The sequence below is a fragment of the Mesorhizobium ciceri biovar biserrulae WSM1271 genome (genome assembly GCF_000185905.1).
Taxonomy (GTDB): domain Bacteria; phylum Pseudomonadota; class Alphaproteobacteria; order Rhizobiales; family Rhizobiaceae; genus Mesorhizobium; species Mesorhizobium ciceri.
Genome location: NC_014923.1, coordinates 4,618,971 through 4,631,584, shown reverse-complemented (window position 1 = coordinate 4,631,584; position 12,614 = coordinate 4,618,971). Strand labels below are relative to the sequence as shown.

Annotated in this window: 16 protein-coding genes; 8 read left to right on the top strand and 8 right to left on the bottom strand. The window is 62.9% G+C overall.

Annotation, left to right across the window (positions count from 1 at the left end):
* The first annotated feature begins 29 nt into the window (after positions 1-29).
* Both MESCI_RS22585 and MESCI_RS22580 read left to right on the top strand, forming a co-directional pair.
* On the top strand, positions 30-1,235 hold the full coding sequence (locus MESCI_RS22585; protein ID WP_013532277.1) for an AI-2E family transporter: 1,206 nt from the start codon (positions 30-32) through the stop codon (positions 1,233-1,235).
* Positions 1,236-1,277: 42 nt separating this feature from the next.
* Positions 1,278-1,679, top strand: coding sequence for a hypothetical protein (locus MESCI_RS22580; protein WP_013532276.1), 402 nt, complete (start codon positions 1,278-1,280; stop codon positions 1,677-1,679).
* Positions 1,680-1,725: 46 nt separating this feature from the next.
* Here MESCI_RS22580 and MESCI_RS22575 read toward each other — a convergent pair whose 3' ends face one another.
* From MESCI_RS22575 to MESCI_RS22565, 3 genes are all read right to left on the bottom strand, one after another.
* Entirely contained in the window at positions 1,726-2,622 is an 897-nt protein-coding gene (locus tag MESCI_RS22575) for a DMT family transporter (protein WP_013532275.1), read from the bottom strand.
* Positions 2,623-2,750: 128 nt separating this feature from the next.
* Positions 2,751-3,515: an arginyltransferase gene (locus MESCI_RS22570; RefSeq protein ID WP_013532274.1), complete on the bottom strand. Its 765-nt coding sequence runs from the start codon at positions 3,513-3,515 to the stop codon at positions 2,751-2,753.
* Between the two features lie 140 nt (positions 3,516-3,655).
* Complete coding sequence (locus tag MESCI_RS22565; RefSeq protein WP_013532273.1) at positions 3,656-4,126, bottom strand: RDD family protein; 471 nt, start codon at positions 4,124-4,126, stop codon at positions 3,656-3,658.
* Between the two features lie 202 nt (positions 4,127-4,328).
* Here MESCI_RS22565 and sthA point away from each other — a divergent pair, with 202 nt between their 5' ends.
* Positions 4,329-5,717, top strand: coding sequence for a Si-specific NAD(P)(+) transhydrogenase (gene sthA / locus MESCI_RS22560; protein ID WP_013532272.1), 1,389 nt, complete (start codon positions 4,329-4,331; stop codon positions 5,715-5,717).
* A 26-nt stretch (positions 5,718-5,743) separates the two neighbouring features.
* Here sthA and MESCI_RS22555 read toward each other — a convergent pair whose 3' ends face one another.
* Entirely contained in the window at positions 5,744-6,412 is a 669-nt protein-coding gene (locus MESCI_RS22555) for an alpha/beta hydrolase (RefSeq protein ID WP_013532271.1), read from the bottom strand.
* 200 nt (positions 6,413-6,612) lie between these two features.
* Here MESCI_RS22555 and MESCI_RS22550 point away from each other — a divergent pair, with 200 nt between their 5' ends.
* Entirely contained in the window at positions 6,613-7,890 is a 1,278-nt protein-coding gene (locus MESCI_RS22550) for an OpgC family protein (protein WP_013532270.1), read from the top strand.
* A 2-nt stretch (positions 7,891-7,892) separates the two neighbouring features.
* Here the strand turns inward: MESCI_RS22550 and MESCI_RS22545 are convergent, their stop codons facing one another.
* Positions 7,893-8,972, bottom strand: coding sequence for a LacI family DNA-binding transcriptional regulator (locus MESCI_RS22545; protein ID WP_013532269.1), 1,080 nt, complete (start codon positions 8,970-8,972; stop codon positions 7,893-7,895).
* Positions 8,973-9,127: 155 nt separating this feature from the next.
* Here MESCI_RS22545 and MESCI_RS32340 point away from each other — a divergent pair, with 155 nt between their 5' ends.
* Together MESCI_RS32340 and MESCI_RS32335 are read left to right on the top strand one after the other, a co-directional pair.
* Positions 9,128-9,271 carry a hypothetical protein gene (locus tag MESCI_RS32340; RefSeq protein ID WP_013532268.1) on the top strand — a complete coding sequence of 48 codons (144 nt, stop codon included), beginning with the start codon at positions 9,128-9,130 and terminating at the stop codon, positions 9,269-9,271.
* Positions 9,272-9,333: 62 nt separating this feature from the next.
* Complete coding sequence (locus MESCI_RS32335) at positions 9,334-9,483, top strand: hypothetical protein (protein WP_013532267.1); 150 nt, start codon at positions 9,334-9,336, stop codon at positions 9,481-9,483.
* 53 nt (positions 9,484-9,536) lie between these two features.
* Here MESCI_RS32335 and MESCI_RS22540 read toward each other — a convergent pair whose 3' ends face one another.
* Complete coding sequence (locus MESCI_RS22540) at positions 9,537-9,911, bottom strand: DUF423 domain-containing protein (protein ID WP_013532266.1); 375 nt, start codon at positions 9,909-9,911, stop codon at positions 9,537-9,539.
* Between the two features lie 28 nt (positions 9,912-9,939).
* Positions 9,940-11,199: a multidrug efflux MFS transporter gene (locus tag MESCI_RS22535; RefSeq protein ID WP_013532265.1), complete on the bottom strand. Its 1,260-nt coding sequence runs from the start codon at positions 11,197-11,199 to the stop codon at positions 9,940-9,942.
* Positions 11,200-11,364: 165 nt separating this feature from the next.
* On the opposite strand from MESCI_RS22535, the gene MESCI_RS22530 reads away from it, so the two are divergent.
* Together MESCI_RS22530 and MESCI_RS22525 are read left to right on the top strand one after the other, a co-directional pair.
* Positions 11,365-12,030, top strand: coding sequence for a GntR family transcriptional regulator (locus tag MESCI_RS22530; RefSeq protein ID WP_013532264.1), 666 nt, complete (start codon positions 11,365-11,367; stop codon positions 12,028-12,030).
* A gap of 113 nt (positions 12,031-12,143) precedes the next feature.
* Positions 12,144-12,377, top strand: coding sequence for a DUF982 domain-containing protein (locus MESCI_RS22525; protein WP_244506945.1), 234 nt, complete (start codon positions 12,144-12,146; stop codon positions 12,375-12,377).
* A gap of 66 nt (positions 12,378-12,443) precedes the next feature.
* On the opposite strand, the gene MESCI_RS32330 is transcribed toward MESCI_RS22525, so the two are convergent.
* Positions 12,444-12,596 carry a hypothetical protein gene (locus tag MESCI_RS32330; RefSeq protein ID WP_013532262.1) on the bottom strand — a complete coding sequence of 51 codons (153 nt, stop codon included), beginning with the start codon at positions 12,594-12,596 and terminating at the stop codon, positions 12,444-12,446.
* Positions 12,597-12,614 lie beyond the last annotated feature (18 nt).

Below are 12,614 nucleotides of genomic sequence, written 5' to 3'. Positions count from 1 at the left end.
CAGGAGGGGTGTTTGGGAGAGCCAGGCGTTTGAAGGAAGCAAGAATCCAGAAACCGGAACGGCAGCAGCGCCTCTTCGGCCTGTCGACGCCGCTCAGGGCAGCCGTCATCCCGCCGCTGTCGGCGGCACGCTGGCTGCTGGTGCTGATCGTTGCCGCCGGCGTCTATTTCTTCCACGGCTTCCTGTTTCCGGTGCTGGCGGCGCTCGTCATCGCTTTCGCCAGCTGGCCGCTCTACCGCCGCCTGCTTGTCGCGGTCGGCGGCAACCGCACCATCGCCGCGACCTTCGCCATCCTGTTCATCCTCGCCTTCCTGGTGATCCCGATCGCGCTCGCCGGCACCTATGCGATCAACGAGGTCCGCGAATGGGTCGCCTGGGCGATCGAGACCAACCGCCACGGCGCCGTCACGCCACACTGGATCGCCACCATGCCTGTCGTGGGCGAGTGGCTGAACGAACAGTGGACCACCAATTTCGGCCATCCCGGCGGCATTGGTGAATTGATCCAGCTGGTCAGCGGCGCCAACATCGGCAGCATCTATCGCGGCGTGCTGGCCGCAGGCGGCAGTGCTTTCGGCCTGCTGTTGACGCTGCTGTTCATGATGATCGCGCTGTTCTTCGCCTATCGCGACGGCGAGCACTTTGCCGGCCAGGTCGACCGTCTCGGCGAGCGCATCCTGCCGACCAGATGGGAGCGGATTTCGCGCGTCGTGCCGGCGACGATCTCCTCGACCGTGACCGGCATGACCGTTATCGCCATCGGCGAAGGGCTGGTGCTGGGCATCGCCTACTGGCTGGCCGGCGTGCCGTCGCCGGTCACGCTTGGCGCCCTGACCGGCGTCATGGCGCTGATCCCCGGCGGCGCACCGCTGTCCTTCACGCTGGTCTCGATCTACCTCGCCGCCAGCGGCTCGCCGATGGCCGGCCTGGCGCTGTTCCTGTGGGGGGCGGTCGAGCTGTTCATCGTCGACAAGACCTTGCGCCCGAAGCTCGTCGGCGGACCGATCAAGCTGCCTTTCCTGCCGACCTTTTTCGGCCTCATCGGCGGCGTCAAGACCATGGGGTTTCTCGGCCTGTTCATCGGCCCGGTGCTGATGGCCCTGCTGGTGGCTATCTGGCGCGAATGGCTGCGCGAGGTGGAAATGGCGGAAGACGTCGTTCCCGATGGCGTCGCCGAGATCGAAGGCAGCCCGCCGCAGATCGAAATTGTCGCCGAGAAAAAGGCCCGGGCATGATCTTCGGGATCCAAGCGCGACTCACCTTACGTCGGTCTACGCATGTTTTTGCGATTTGTTCTGCCAAGAATTATTGAGGGAATGCAGGCGCGCGAAGGTTTTTTTGGCGCTGCCTACGAATTGCGAGGCCAACCTGATATCGATCAACACACGTTAGATCGGCTGGAAGATAGTCTCGCCTGGTTTCGACAGAACCTTGCGGTACCGCCACGTTTCAACCTCTCAAGATCGAAAGGTTTTTACCGGAAACAGACGACCCAAGGATTAAGCTGGTTCAAGCCAACGGCAACGGACCATTTGGCAAGGGCTTATGACCTCGCGGCGCTCCTTGGGCGGCATGGGCATCATGTCGAGGTCATGAAGAGTTCCCGTCTGGGATATGTTGTTTACGAGGACGAATACCAGATAATCGCAGAGCCTTTTTCAGATACGGCAACGCGTTGATTGCGCTTGCGTGCGCTGCAGGTCTGGAACGACTGCCGTCCACTCTCTAGGCCGGGTGAGCGACGGCGAGCGTCGCTCGGCGCTTGCGGCCCTCATGCAGTTGCCACAGCGAATGCGCAGTCAGCGTGACGATCAGGATCCCGCCACCGATCAGGCTGTTGCGGGTCGGTGCCTCGGCAAAGATCATCCACACCCAGACCGGCGCCAGCACCGTTTCGAGCAGGTAGAACATCGCCACTTCCGGTCCTGAAATGTATTTCGGCCCGGCGGCAAGGCAGAAGAACGAGATCGGCATGATGATGGCGCCGTTGAAGACGATCCACCATGGCGCGTTCACATGAAAGCCTTCGCCTGACACCATGAAGACCGCCAGCGCGAGCGGCAGAAGGACGCCGACGAGCGAGGTGAATCCCATGTCCTTGCCGCTGGCGCGCGAGATGGTGATGGCCACCGCGATGAAGAAGGCCGAGCACAGCGCCATGAAATCGCCGAACAGCTTGCCGGTGCCGACCGAGCCGCCGACGATGACCAGCACGCCGAGGATCATGATCGCCATCGCCGCGATGGTCACCAGCCGTGGCCTTTCCCGCAAGAATATCCACGACAGCAAGCCCGCAAAGACGGTGTTGAAGGCCAGGATGAACACCAGGTCGGCGGTCGAGGTGTGGTAGACGGCGGTGACGAAGGTGATCCCGGTCAGCCCGTAGCACGTCGCCACGATCAGGCCGGACCAGCCGGGGATCAGCGGCGGGGCGTTTCGGCTGAGTGCCCGCCAGACCGACCAGATGACCATGGCCGCGACGAAAGTTGTGCCGGTGCGCAGCAGCATGATCGTCCATGCGCCACCGTCGGCGAGGCGGATCAACGGTATGTCGACAGTCAGCGTGAGCCCGCCGATGGCGGTTATCAAAAGACCTTTCTGGTGATCGTGATGAGAGGACATGCAGGAACTTTCGCAATGAAATGCAGGCTGGCGGCCGGCCGGTGCAATGGCGCACTCTCTCCAGCCAACCGGCTGAAAGACCAGCATCCCCTGCCTTGAAACAGTTTAAAGGCGGATCTTGGAAAAGCTCAGCGTGAAACCGCTTCGTTGGTGTAGCGTTCCCAGCCCTTGGGGCCGAGATGCTCCTGCGGCATGAAGCGCATCTTATAATTCATCTTGCGCGAGCCGTTGACCCAGTAGCCGAGATAGACATGGGGCAGGCCCATCGCCCTGGCGCGGGCGATGTGGTCGAGGATCATGAACGTGCCGAGCGACCGTTCCTCGAAATCGGGATTGAAGTAGGAATAGACCATCGACAGGCCGTCAGCCATCTTGTCGGTGAGCGCCACCGCGATCAGCTCGCCCTGTCCCTTGCCGGTGATGAAGGTGTCGGGTCCACGCCGCCGATATTCGATCACCTTGGTGTCGACATGGGTATCCTCGACCATCATCGCATAGTCGAGCACCGTCATGTCGGACATGCCGCCACGGCGGTGGCGGGCATCGAGGTAGCTGCGGAACAGGGAATATTGTTCGGTCGAGGGCTCGGCATTGTGCATGTAGCCGACGAGATCGGAATTGTGCTGCAGCACGCGCTTCATGTTGCGGCTGGCGACGAATTCCTGGGCGAGGATGCGTACCGAAACACAGGCGCGGCAGGTCTCGCAGGCCGGCCTGTAGGCGATGTTCTGCGAGCGCCGGAAGCCGCCTTGCGTCAACAGGTCGTTCATCTCCGCCGCCTTGTCGCCAACCAGGTGCGTGAACACCTTGCGCTCGAACTGGCCGTCGAGATAGGGGCACGGCGACGGCGCGGTCAGGAAGAACTGCGGCGACTGGGTCGGATGCTGCGTCATCGAGCCTTGGAAACACTCCTTCGAATCGCTCTACCTTTGGCGCGGATGGCGAAAAATTCAACAGGATTATGTGGGCGCGGTCGACTCGACGCCTTCACATTTGTGCTCAATCGGTAGCGACTGCTCTTCAGAGGGCCGTTTCAGCGGTCGGTGCGGCTGACGACCGTGCCAAGCAAAAGATCGTGCAAGGTGCGTTTGCGGTCGGAAAACAGCGTCACCAGCAGGACAAGCGGCGACAGGATGACATTGCCGGCCCAAAATAGCACCGAATGGACAACCGCAGTGAGGCCGTCGATCGGCCTGCCGTCGAGCCGGTCGAGCCGGATGCCCATCATCTTCATGCCCGTGGTAGCCTGATCGGTGCTGCCCAGCGTGTTCCAGATGTAGAGGATGGCCACAGTCGGCAACAGGATGCCGAACAGCAGCCAGCCAAGCCCGAGGGTCAAAAGCCCGAGGAAGAACACCAGAATGGCAAACGGAATGGTGAGCAGCGCGACGATGATATAGTCGATCACAAAAGCCAGGATGCGCCTCGTGCGTACGCCGTCATAGGCCCTGACATCGTCGAGCCTGCTGGTGATGATTTCGCCGTCGAGAACGCGCGCGTTCATGTCATTTCCTCGTAACAAGGTCCGACATAGGGTGCGGACCGCTCAGCCATGAAATGGTGAAGGCCTGTGGCGGAATCAAGATCGCGCTTCCAGCGGTGCTCCAGCTTCGATGGCGTCGGGCCCGATGTGAACTGGTTGAATTTGCGGCGCGGATAGCATTAGCTTGTTGCGGCGCAGCAGAGCGCACAGCGGACGGGGCAATATGGACTACGACATGCTGGTCATCGGCAGCGGCCCTTCCGGCCGCCGTGCCGCGGTGCAGTCGGCCAAGCTCGGCAAGTCCGTGCTGGTGGTCGACCGCGGCCGGCGTCTGGGCGGTGTCTCGGTGCATACCGGGACCATCCCATCGAAAACGCTGCGCGAAACGGTGCTCAATCTTTCGGGCTGGCGCGAGCGCGGCTTCTACGGGCGCGGCTACCGCGTCAAGCAGGATATTTCGGTCGGCGATCTGGTCGAGCGCCTGCACAAGACGCTCGACCATGAGGTCGAGGTGCTGCAGCACCAGTTCATGCGCAACACGGTCAAGAGCGCTCGCGCCGCGGTGAAATTCCTTGGTCCCAACAAGGTCAGCCTGACATCAGATGCCGGCGATTACAGCGAGGTCGGTTTTGCCAACGCGCTGATCGCGGTCGGCACCAGGCCGCACCGCCCGCGCGACGTGCCTTTCGACAAGACCCGCGTCTTCGACAGCGACGAGATGCTGGAGCTTGATCGCTTGCCGCGCACGCTGACCGTGATCGGCGCCGGCGTCATCGGCGTCGAATATGCGACGATCTTTTCCGCGCTCGACGTGCCGGTAACCTTGGTCGAGCCGCGCAACTCCATCCTCGATTTCGTCGACCGCGAGATCGTCGACGATTTCATCCACCAGATGCGCGATCGCGGCATGACCATCCGGCTGGGCAGCGCGGTGAAGGAGATCCGCTCCAAGCCGGACGCCGCCGAAGTGGAACTGGCCGATGGCCGCACCATCCGTTCCGAGGTTGTGCTCTACGCCGCCGGCCGCACCGGCAATGTCGGCAGCCTGGGCCTGGATGTCGTCGGCATCGACGCCGACTCCAGAGGGCGCATCAAGGTCGATCCGCAATCCTTCCAGACCAGCGTGCCCAACATCTATGCCGCCGGCGACGTCATCGGCTTTCCGAGCCTGGCCTCGACTTCGATGGAGCAGGGCAGGGTGGCCGCCTGCCATGCCTTTGGAGTGCCCTTGCCGCCGCCGCCGGAAACCTTCCCCTATGGCATCTATGCGGTGCCGGAAATCTCGACGGTCGGCCAGTCCGAAGAACAGGTGCGTGAGAGCGGTGCGGCCTACGAGGTCGGCGTGGCGCGTTTTCGCGAGACCTCGCGCGGCCACATCATGGGCGTCAACACCGGCTTCCTGAAGCTGCTGTTTTCGATCGAAACGCGCCGTCTGCTCGGCGCGCACATCATCGGCGAGGGCGCCACCGAGCTCATCCACATCGGCCAGGCGGTGATCAATCTCGGCGGCACCGTCGACTTCTTCGTCAACAACACCTTCAACTATCCAACGCTCGCCGAAGCCTACAAGATCGCCGGGCTGGATGCCTGGAACCGGATGGGAAGAGGGTAGGCCGGCTGGTCGTGGCGGCGAGCCTGTCAGCTTGCCTGCGCCACCGCCGCCGGTCCCGCTAGCCATTGCCTGACGATTGCCGCGTCGGCGCTGCCGAATTCATGACCTGATGAGACAATCCTGGCGTCGATCTCGGCGCCATGCCGACTGAGCAATGTCACCAGAGCAGGGGCGAAAGGCGCATAGGTGAGGTCGGCGGCGCCGGCGATCATCAGCACCCGCACCTTTGACAGATCCGTCGCCGGCACATCATCGAGCACCGGCATCGGTCGCAGCAGCGCGGCGCGTTCGACAAGGCCCGGATGCAGCAGCATCAGGCTCGAAACCAGATTGGCGCCGTTCGAATAGCCGAGGAAAATTGTGCGCGAGAGGTCGAGATGATGGCGTGTGGCCGCGTCAGCGACGAAGCCCGCAAAGGCCTCGGTTTCGGTGCGGATGCTCGCCTGTTCGAAGCGCGTCGGCGTGATCCGCGCGAACCAGCGGAAACCATCCTCCTGGACAACGCGGCCACGCACCGCGATGAGCGTGGCACGCGGTGCGATCTCTCGCGCCAGCGGCACCAATGTCGTCTCGTCGACACCCGACCCATGCAGCAGGAAGAAGCAGTCGCCCGTTGAATCCGCCGCGCCGTAAAGCCGGTAGTGGAAGGCGAGATCACGCCGCAACGCACCATCTTGTGAGGTCTCGTCGATCATCGACCATCCTCTTGATTATATGACGTTTCGCTCAATTTGCCGGCTTCAAAACGCAATATTTTCAAGCTCCGCGAAAGTTGATTGAACCGGGCGCATTACAGTCCGTTTCTCCGCCGATAACATCCTTCGGGAGGAATCGAAGCGGTGCGCCGGGGGTCGCATTGCCGGTATGAACAACCAGCTTTGAGGCCTTTTTGTCGATGACCACCCAGATTTCCCCGGACCGCGATGCGCGTGTCCCAGACCGCGAGGCGCGTGTCCCGGACCGCGAGGCGCGTGTCCCGGACCGCGAGGCGCGTGTCCCGGACCGCACTGAGCGCGACACGCGCATCGATGTGATCCGTGCTCTCGCCTTGTTGACCATCTATGTCGACCATGTGCCGGGTACCGCCTTCGAGTATCTGACATACAAGAATTTCGGCTTTTCGGATGCGGCGGAGGTCTTCGTGCTGATCTCGGGAATCTCGGTCGCGCTCGCCTACGGCAAGAAATTCCAGCCTGGAAACCGGCTGCTGGCAACTTTGAAGATGTTGCGCCGCGCCGGTGTGCTTTATGCCACCCACATCGTCACCACCATGGTGGTGATGGCCATTTTCTGCGCTGCGGCGGTGTTTGCCAGGCGGCCGGAGCTTTTGACGATGATCAACATCGAGCCGTTGATCAAGAATACGCCGCAGGTGCTGATCGGCATCGTGACGCTGGGCCACCAACTTGGGTACAACAACATCCTGCCCGTCTATGCGGTGCTGCTCTTGCTGGCGCCGCTGTTCCTGCTCATTGTCAGCTATCGGCCGGTCCTGGCACTGGTGGCATCCGGCGCCCTGTGGCTGGTCGCGGGGATTTATCAGATTGCTCCGCCCAACTACCCCGAGCCCGGCCTCTGGTTTCTCAACCCGCTGTCGTGGCAGTTCCTTTTCAACATCGGCCTGGCGGGCACGCTGCATGTGCGTCGCGGCGGCACCATCCCGGTCAATCGCTGGCTGGTTGGGGCGGCCTTGGCCTACACCGTTGTGGCCCTGGTCTGGGTGCACAGCCCGCTCTGGGGGCATATCTCCTGGTTTGGCCTGCCTCCGGTGCTGACCGGTTTCGACAAGACGTTCCTGTCGCTGCCGAGGCTCCTGCATATACTCGCAGTGAGCTACCTGATCGTGGCATTCCCGGCGATCTCGAATCTGTTTCGCACCGGGCGCGATCATCCGCTTGCCATATTGGGCAAACGATCGCTGCCGGTTTTCATTGCCGGCACGGTGCTTGCAATGGCGGCGCAGGTACTGAAGCTGATCAATCCGGGCGGATTTGCCTATGACAGCCTGTTGATATCGGCCGGCATCGTCATGCAGTTCGCGCTCGCCTACTATCTGGAATGGCTATCGGGCCTTGGCTGGTCCGCCAAAAGCAGGCCGGCTCACAGCGCCGCATCGCCCGTCCATGCTGCATCCTTCGCGATGCCGGGCATGGCGACAAGAATGGGCCGTTGAGCTCAGGTGGGCGAGGGGCCGGATGAGGCCCGCACCACGAGTTCGACCGGCAGCGATTGCCGGCTGAACGAACCATCATTTTCAAGGATCGCCTTGACGGCAAGGCGGCCCATCTCGGCGATCGGCTGGACGATCGTGGTCAGCGGCGGCTTGGAAACCGCCCCTTCCGGAACACCGTCGAAGCCGACGACAGAAACATCGCCCGGTACCGCAATGTCGTGCTGCCGCAGCCAGTCCAGCGCATGGAGCGCCATCCTGTCCGACATCGCCAGGACGGCTGTCGGCGCCTCGGCACCGGCGAAAATATGTTCGAGGCCGGCCCACACGCTCTTCTCGTCATTGACGGTCTCGTAGATCGGCACACGCGAGACGTCGATGTCGACGCGGGAGAGTTCCGCGAAATAGCCACGCAAGCGGTCCCGCGTAGCGGAATAGAGGGCCATTTCCACCTGCTCCCTTGTGGTAGGGCCGAAGCCTGCGTCGGCACAGGGCAGGGTAAGCACGGCAAAGCGGCGATGTCCGAGTTCGGTCAGGTGGCGGGCCGCCAGGCCGGCACCGGCGATGTTGTCGACGCCGATCGCCGCGACCGCATCGTCGTCGTCCGAATCGAGATCGAGCGCCACAAAGGGGAGCTTGCGTTCGCGCGCCAGTTGGACCAGCTTTGAGCCGCCATCGACACAGAAGACGATGAAGCCATCGACCAGCGCACTCTGGATGTTCCACGCGAGCTGCTCCCCATTGACGGCGGAGACCAGCGAAATCCCCGCACCGGTCGCGTCACAAGCCTGCGAGATGCTGGCCATCATCACCCGGGCAAAGGGATCGTCGAAGAAATAGGAGAGGGGTTCCGCGGTCGCGACACCGATGGCATTGACCTTGCCGGCGCGCAGCAGCCGGCCCTTGGGATCCGGTCCGCCATATCCCATGGCCTCGGCTGCCGCCTTGACCCGTTCACGGACCTCCTCGCGCACGATCTCCGGACGGGCGAAGACGTTGGACGCGGTGCCGTGCGACACGCCGGCTGCCTTGGCAATGTCCGCCAGCCGGACCGGTCTTGTCTTTGCAGAGATAAGTGGCGCCATCTTCGTCTCCTGAATTCTTCCCATTTAACACTTTCGTTGGATCGGTTCAAATTTTGGCTTGATCGAGGCTTCGATAGGGCCTATGTTTGAATCGATCCAAGGAAACGCCTGCTGGCAGAATTGGATCGATTCAACATCAAGTAGGGAGTTGTGTCATGCATCCCGTCAATTTTCTGTTCGAAGACATTTACCGCAACGACTGGAGCATCTCGTCGAACACCGCGACGCAGAAGCGCCGCGGCAAAACCAGTCCATGGGTCCGCGAGTTGCGGTTCCTTGTGGAGCGCAAGCGGAGCTGATCGGGGTCGGTTTTTCGTACCTCTCGATTGGATCGATTCAAGCGCTGAAAGGAGCGCACATCATGCATCCCGTGAGCTATCTATTTGAAGACATCTATCGCAACTATTGGGGCATCGCGCCGGCTTCCGAACGGCCGGAGCGGCGTCGGTTGGCAAGGCTGCGGCGGCGCAATCGCGAATTGCTCATCCAGCCCGAGTCCAGGCAGGACTAACGGCCCGGCAAATGGGCGGGGGTCTGTTTATCGGGCAAGGCGCCCAGAGGCGTTCAGGAGCGTGCGCGCACCAGCGCCGAGGCAGCGATCGCCAGCCAGCCGGCAATGAGCAGCGTGCCGCCGATCGGCGCCGACAGCGGGAATAGCCGCGAGCCCAGAAAATCGCGGGCCAGCAGATCGCCGCAGAACAGCAGAAGCCCAACCAGCAGGATCAGGCTGCCGATGCGCAGGATCCGGTTCGCGCCAAGCAATCCGGCGGCAAGGAAGACCGGCGCATGCATCAGCAGGAACGATGCGGCGGTGCCAACGAAGGCGCCGCCGAGATGCGCTGCCGCGGCCGACAGCGCCACGCCGGCAGCACCGCAGAAGCCCCCGGCCAGGACGAGGATACGGCTGCTGTTGTCGGAAGGTCGTTCGGCTGTGCTCATGTTTGGGGCCCTGTGACGCCCAACCCCGTCAGGGCTTGCCGGGGTGGGCAAGCATGTCCTGCTCGCGGCGTGACTGTGCCAGCCAGTTATACACCGCGCCGCCGGCCATCAAGACGGATGTGCCCAGAAACACCGAACGCATGCCGAAATGACCACCGGCAAAGCCGCCCAGCAAGGGGCCGGCGACTTGCCCGACATATTGGGCGGAGATCGACAGCCCGAGCACATTGCCGCCGACCCCATCGGGAACATTGTGGCGGATCACGCTGGTGATGCAGGGCAACAGCCCGCCCAGCGCCAGACCCATCAGGAAGCGCAGGCCGATGAGTTGCCAGCTCTGTGTGACGAAGGCCTGCGGGATCAGCAGCAGCGCCGAGACGGCAAGCGCGCCGATGATGACGTTCCAGTGGCCGACGCGGTCGGCGAGCTTGCCGAGGCGCGAGGCCGACAGGATGGCGCCAAGGGCCGCCGCCGACATGACGACGCCTGATATCAGCGTGACGCGGCTCTGGTCCTCGATGAGCTGCTGCACATAGACGGTGATGATCGGCTCGATCGACATGGTGGCGAAGCTCAACAGCATGCCGGTCGCCAGCATGGCGACAACAGGCCGTTTGTCGGGGATTTGTGACCAGCCGCCTTTCCGCTTCTGCGTCGCTGCGGCGTCTGCTGTTTTTGGCCGGGGATTCTCCTTGATCAGAAACGTGGTCGCCAGGAATGCCAGGAAGATGACACCGCCGGAGAGGAGAAAGGTGGCGCGGATGCCGATCAGCGGCGGCAGGGCGCCGCCAACCAGAGGGCCGACCAGAGCCCCGCCCGTGATGCCGGCCGACAGCAGGCCCAACGCCCAGCCGGAACGCTCCTTGGGTGTCTGCATGGCGACGAGGATGGTCGATCCCGAGGAGTAGCCGCCGGCAAAGCCGATGAGCAGCCGCAGCAGCACCAGCTGCCAGACCGTCTGCACCATGCCGGTCAGCGACATGCATATGGCCATGCCGAAGCTGGCGCGAACCAGCATCACCTTGCGGCCATAGCGGTCGCCGAGACGTCCCCAGAGCGGCGCCACCAGCGCCGCCGCGAAGAACGTCGCGCCATAGGCAATCCCCGACCATTGCACGATCGCCGCGTGACCCTCGGCACCCAGCTGCTCGATATAGAGCGGCAGGAACGGCAGAAGCAGCGTCATGGCGACAAGCGTCGAAAACGAACCGGCGAAGCACACGAACAGATTGCGCCGCCAGTGGATGTTGTAGGTGCTGTCGGTCGCCGGGGGCGTGCTCTGCTGCATGTCATATGTCCTGTCCCAGCAACTCTTTTATCGATGCTTGCTGCGGATACCAATTTGGGATACCAAGATGGTGCACGTCATGGACGCAAGCTTGGCCGCTGTCAATGCAACCTGTCGAACGTGATCGGCAAGACGATCGCAAACGGCCAAAAGATGGAAACGACAATGTCGCAGATGCACAGCGTCGAAAAACAGCTTCGGCAGATGATCCTGGGCCTCGAGATCGGTCCCGGCGAAAAGCTGACCGAGCGCTGGATCGAGAGCCGTTTCGGTGCATCGCGAACCCCGGTCAGGGCAGCACTTCTGCGGCTCGAGACCGAGGGGCTGGTCGGCAGGGACGGGCGCGGCTGGACGGTGTCACCGATCAATCTGGCTGAACTCGAGCAGATCGCCGTCTACAGGGAAGCGGTCGAGGTTGCGGCAGTTCGCCTGACATGCAGCCTGGCGGACCGGAGCGCCATCGATGTCATCGAGGCGATGCTCGAATCCTGCGACAACGACACGCCGCGCGAGGAATGGCATCGCGTCGGCATGGATTTTCACATCGAACTGGCGCGTCTGTCGGGCAATGAATTCCTGTTCCGGGCGGTCCGCGATGCCATGACACGCCTGTCACGGGCGCGCTGGCTGGAGGTTCGCGACGAAGCGGCCCTCAGCCGCGCCTGGGCCGAACATCGCGCCATACTGGCGGCGGCACGCCGTGGCGACGCCGATGAAGCCGCGCGCCTGCTCTCGGTCCACATCGTCGGCAGCCGCGACCGGCTGGTGACGTCGCTCGCCAACGATCGGCGCGGTCTTCGCGCCAGAGGCTTTGCCGTCGTTGCTGCTTAAGGCGGATGAAGGGGCGCAAAGCGGCGTCTGGACGTGTGCGCACTTTTGCCCTCGCTTCGCAGACGCCGATGGCGTAAGGAGCGGCGATGGAAAACAACCGATTTGAAACACCTGTGACTGTGAAGTCAGTCGCGGCGGGAAGCACTCAGCTCTTGCGCACGGCGCGTGAGGCTTCCGACTACCTCCTCAACAGCTGGCCCGGCAAGCGCAGCCCCAAGCATCGCGCGGCCCTGCAGGCCTGCCATGACGCACTCGCCGGCGACAAGCCGGCGATGAACGCCAGGCGCGCCTTCATTGCGGCGGCGCGCGAAGTGGACGTCTTTGTCAGCGACAAGGCGCCGGCCTGACACAAGGCGACATCCGAGGCGGCAATCCGGATTGAGGCACGGCCCGCATCTGCGGGCCTTTTGCCGTCACTTTGCCGTTTCGGTTTCGGCTTCAGTCTCGTCTTCGGGCTTCGAACGTTCCCTCGCTGCAACCTTGGCTGCCAGCTTCTCGGCCTTCTTGGCCGCCTTCTGGCGGTCGCGTTCCTTGCGTTCCTGATCGTAGTTTGGTGGTCGCGCCATATCGGCTCCTTTTTCACT

Coding starts and splice junctions, on each gene's coding strand:
- MESCI_RS22555 (WP_013532271.1), bottom strand. CDS start 6,412: ATGATCGACGAGACCTCACAAGATGGTGCGTTGCGGCGTGATCTCGCC.
- MESCI_RS32340 (WP_013532268.1), top strand. CDS start 9,128: ATGCATCCCGTCAATTTTCTGTTCGAAGACATTTACCGCAACGACTGG.
- MESCI_RS22540 (WP_013532266.1), bottom strand. CDS start 9,911: ATGAGCACAGCCGAACGACCTTCCGACAACAGCAGCCGTATCCTCGTC.
- MESCI_RS22580 (WP_013532276.1), top strand. CDS start 1,278: ATGTTTTTGCGATTTGTTCTGCCAAGAATTATTGAGGGAATGCAGGCG.
- MESCI_RS22545 (WP_013532269.1), bottom strand. CDS start 8,972: ATGGCGCCACTTATCTCTGCAAAGACAAGACCGGTCCGGCTGGCGGAC.
- MESCI_RS22550 (WP_013532270.1), top strand. CDS start 6,613: ATGACCACCCAGATTTCCCCGGACCGCGATGCGCGTGTCCCAGACCGC.
- MESCI_RS22530 (WP_013532264.1), top strand. CDS start 11,365: ATGTCGCAGATGCACAGCGTCGAAAAACAGCTTCGGCAGATGATCCTG.
- sthA (WP_013532272.1), top strand. CDS start 4,329: ATGGACTACGACATGCTGGTCATCGGCAGCGGCCCTTCCGGCCGCCGT.
- MESCI_RS32330 (WP_013532262.1), bottom strand. CDS start 12,596: ATGGCGCGACCACCAAACTACGATCAGGAACGCAAGGAACGCGACCGC.
- MESCI_RS22570 (WP_013532274.1), bottom strand. CDS start 3,515: ATGACGCAGCATCCGACCCAGTCGCCGCAGTTCTTCCTGACCGCGCCG.
- MESCI_RS22575 (WP_013532275.1), bottom strand. CDS start 2,622: ATGTCCTCTCATCACGATCACCAGAAAGGTCTTTTGATAACCGCCATC.
- MESCI_RS22535 (WP_013532265.1), bottom strand. CDS start 11,199: ATGCAGCAGAGCACGCCCCCGGCGACCGACAGCACCTACAACATCCAC.
- MESCI_RS22565 (WP_013532273.1), bottom strand. CDS start 4,126: ATGAACGCGCGCGTTCTCGACGGCGAAATCATCACCAGCAGGCTCGAC.
- MESCI_RS32335 (WP_013532267.1), top strand. CDS start 9,334: ATGCATCCCGTGAGCTATCTATTTGAAGACATCTATCGCAACTATTGG.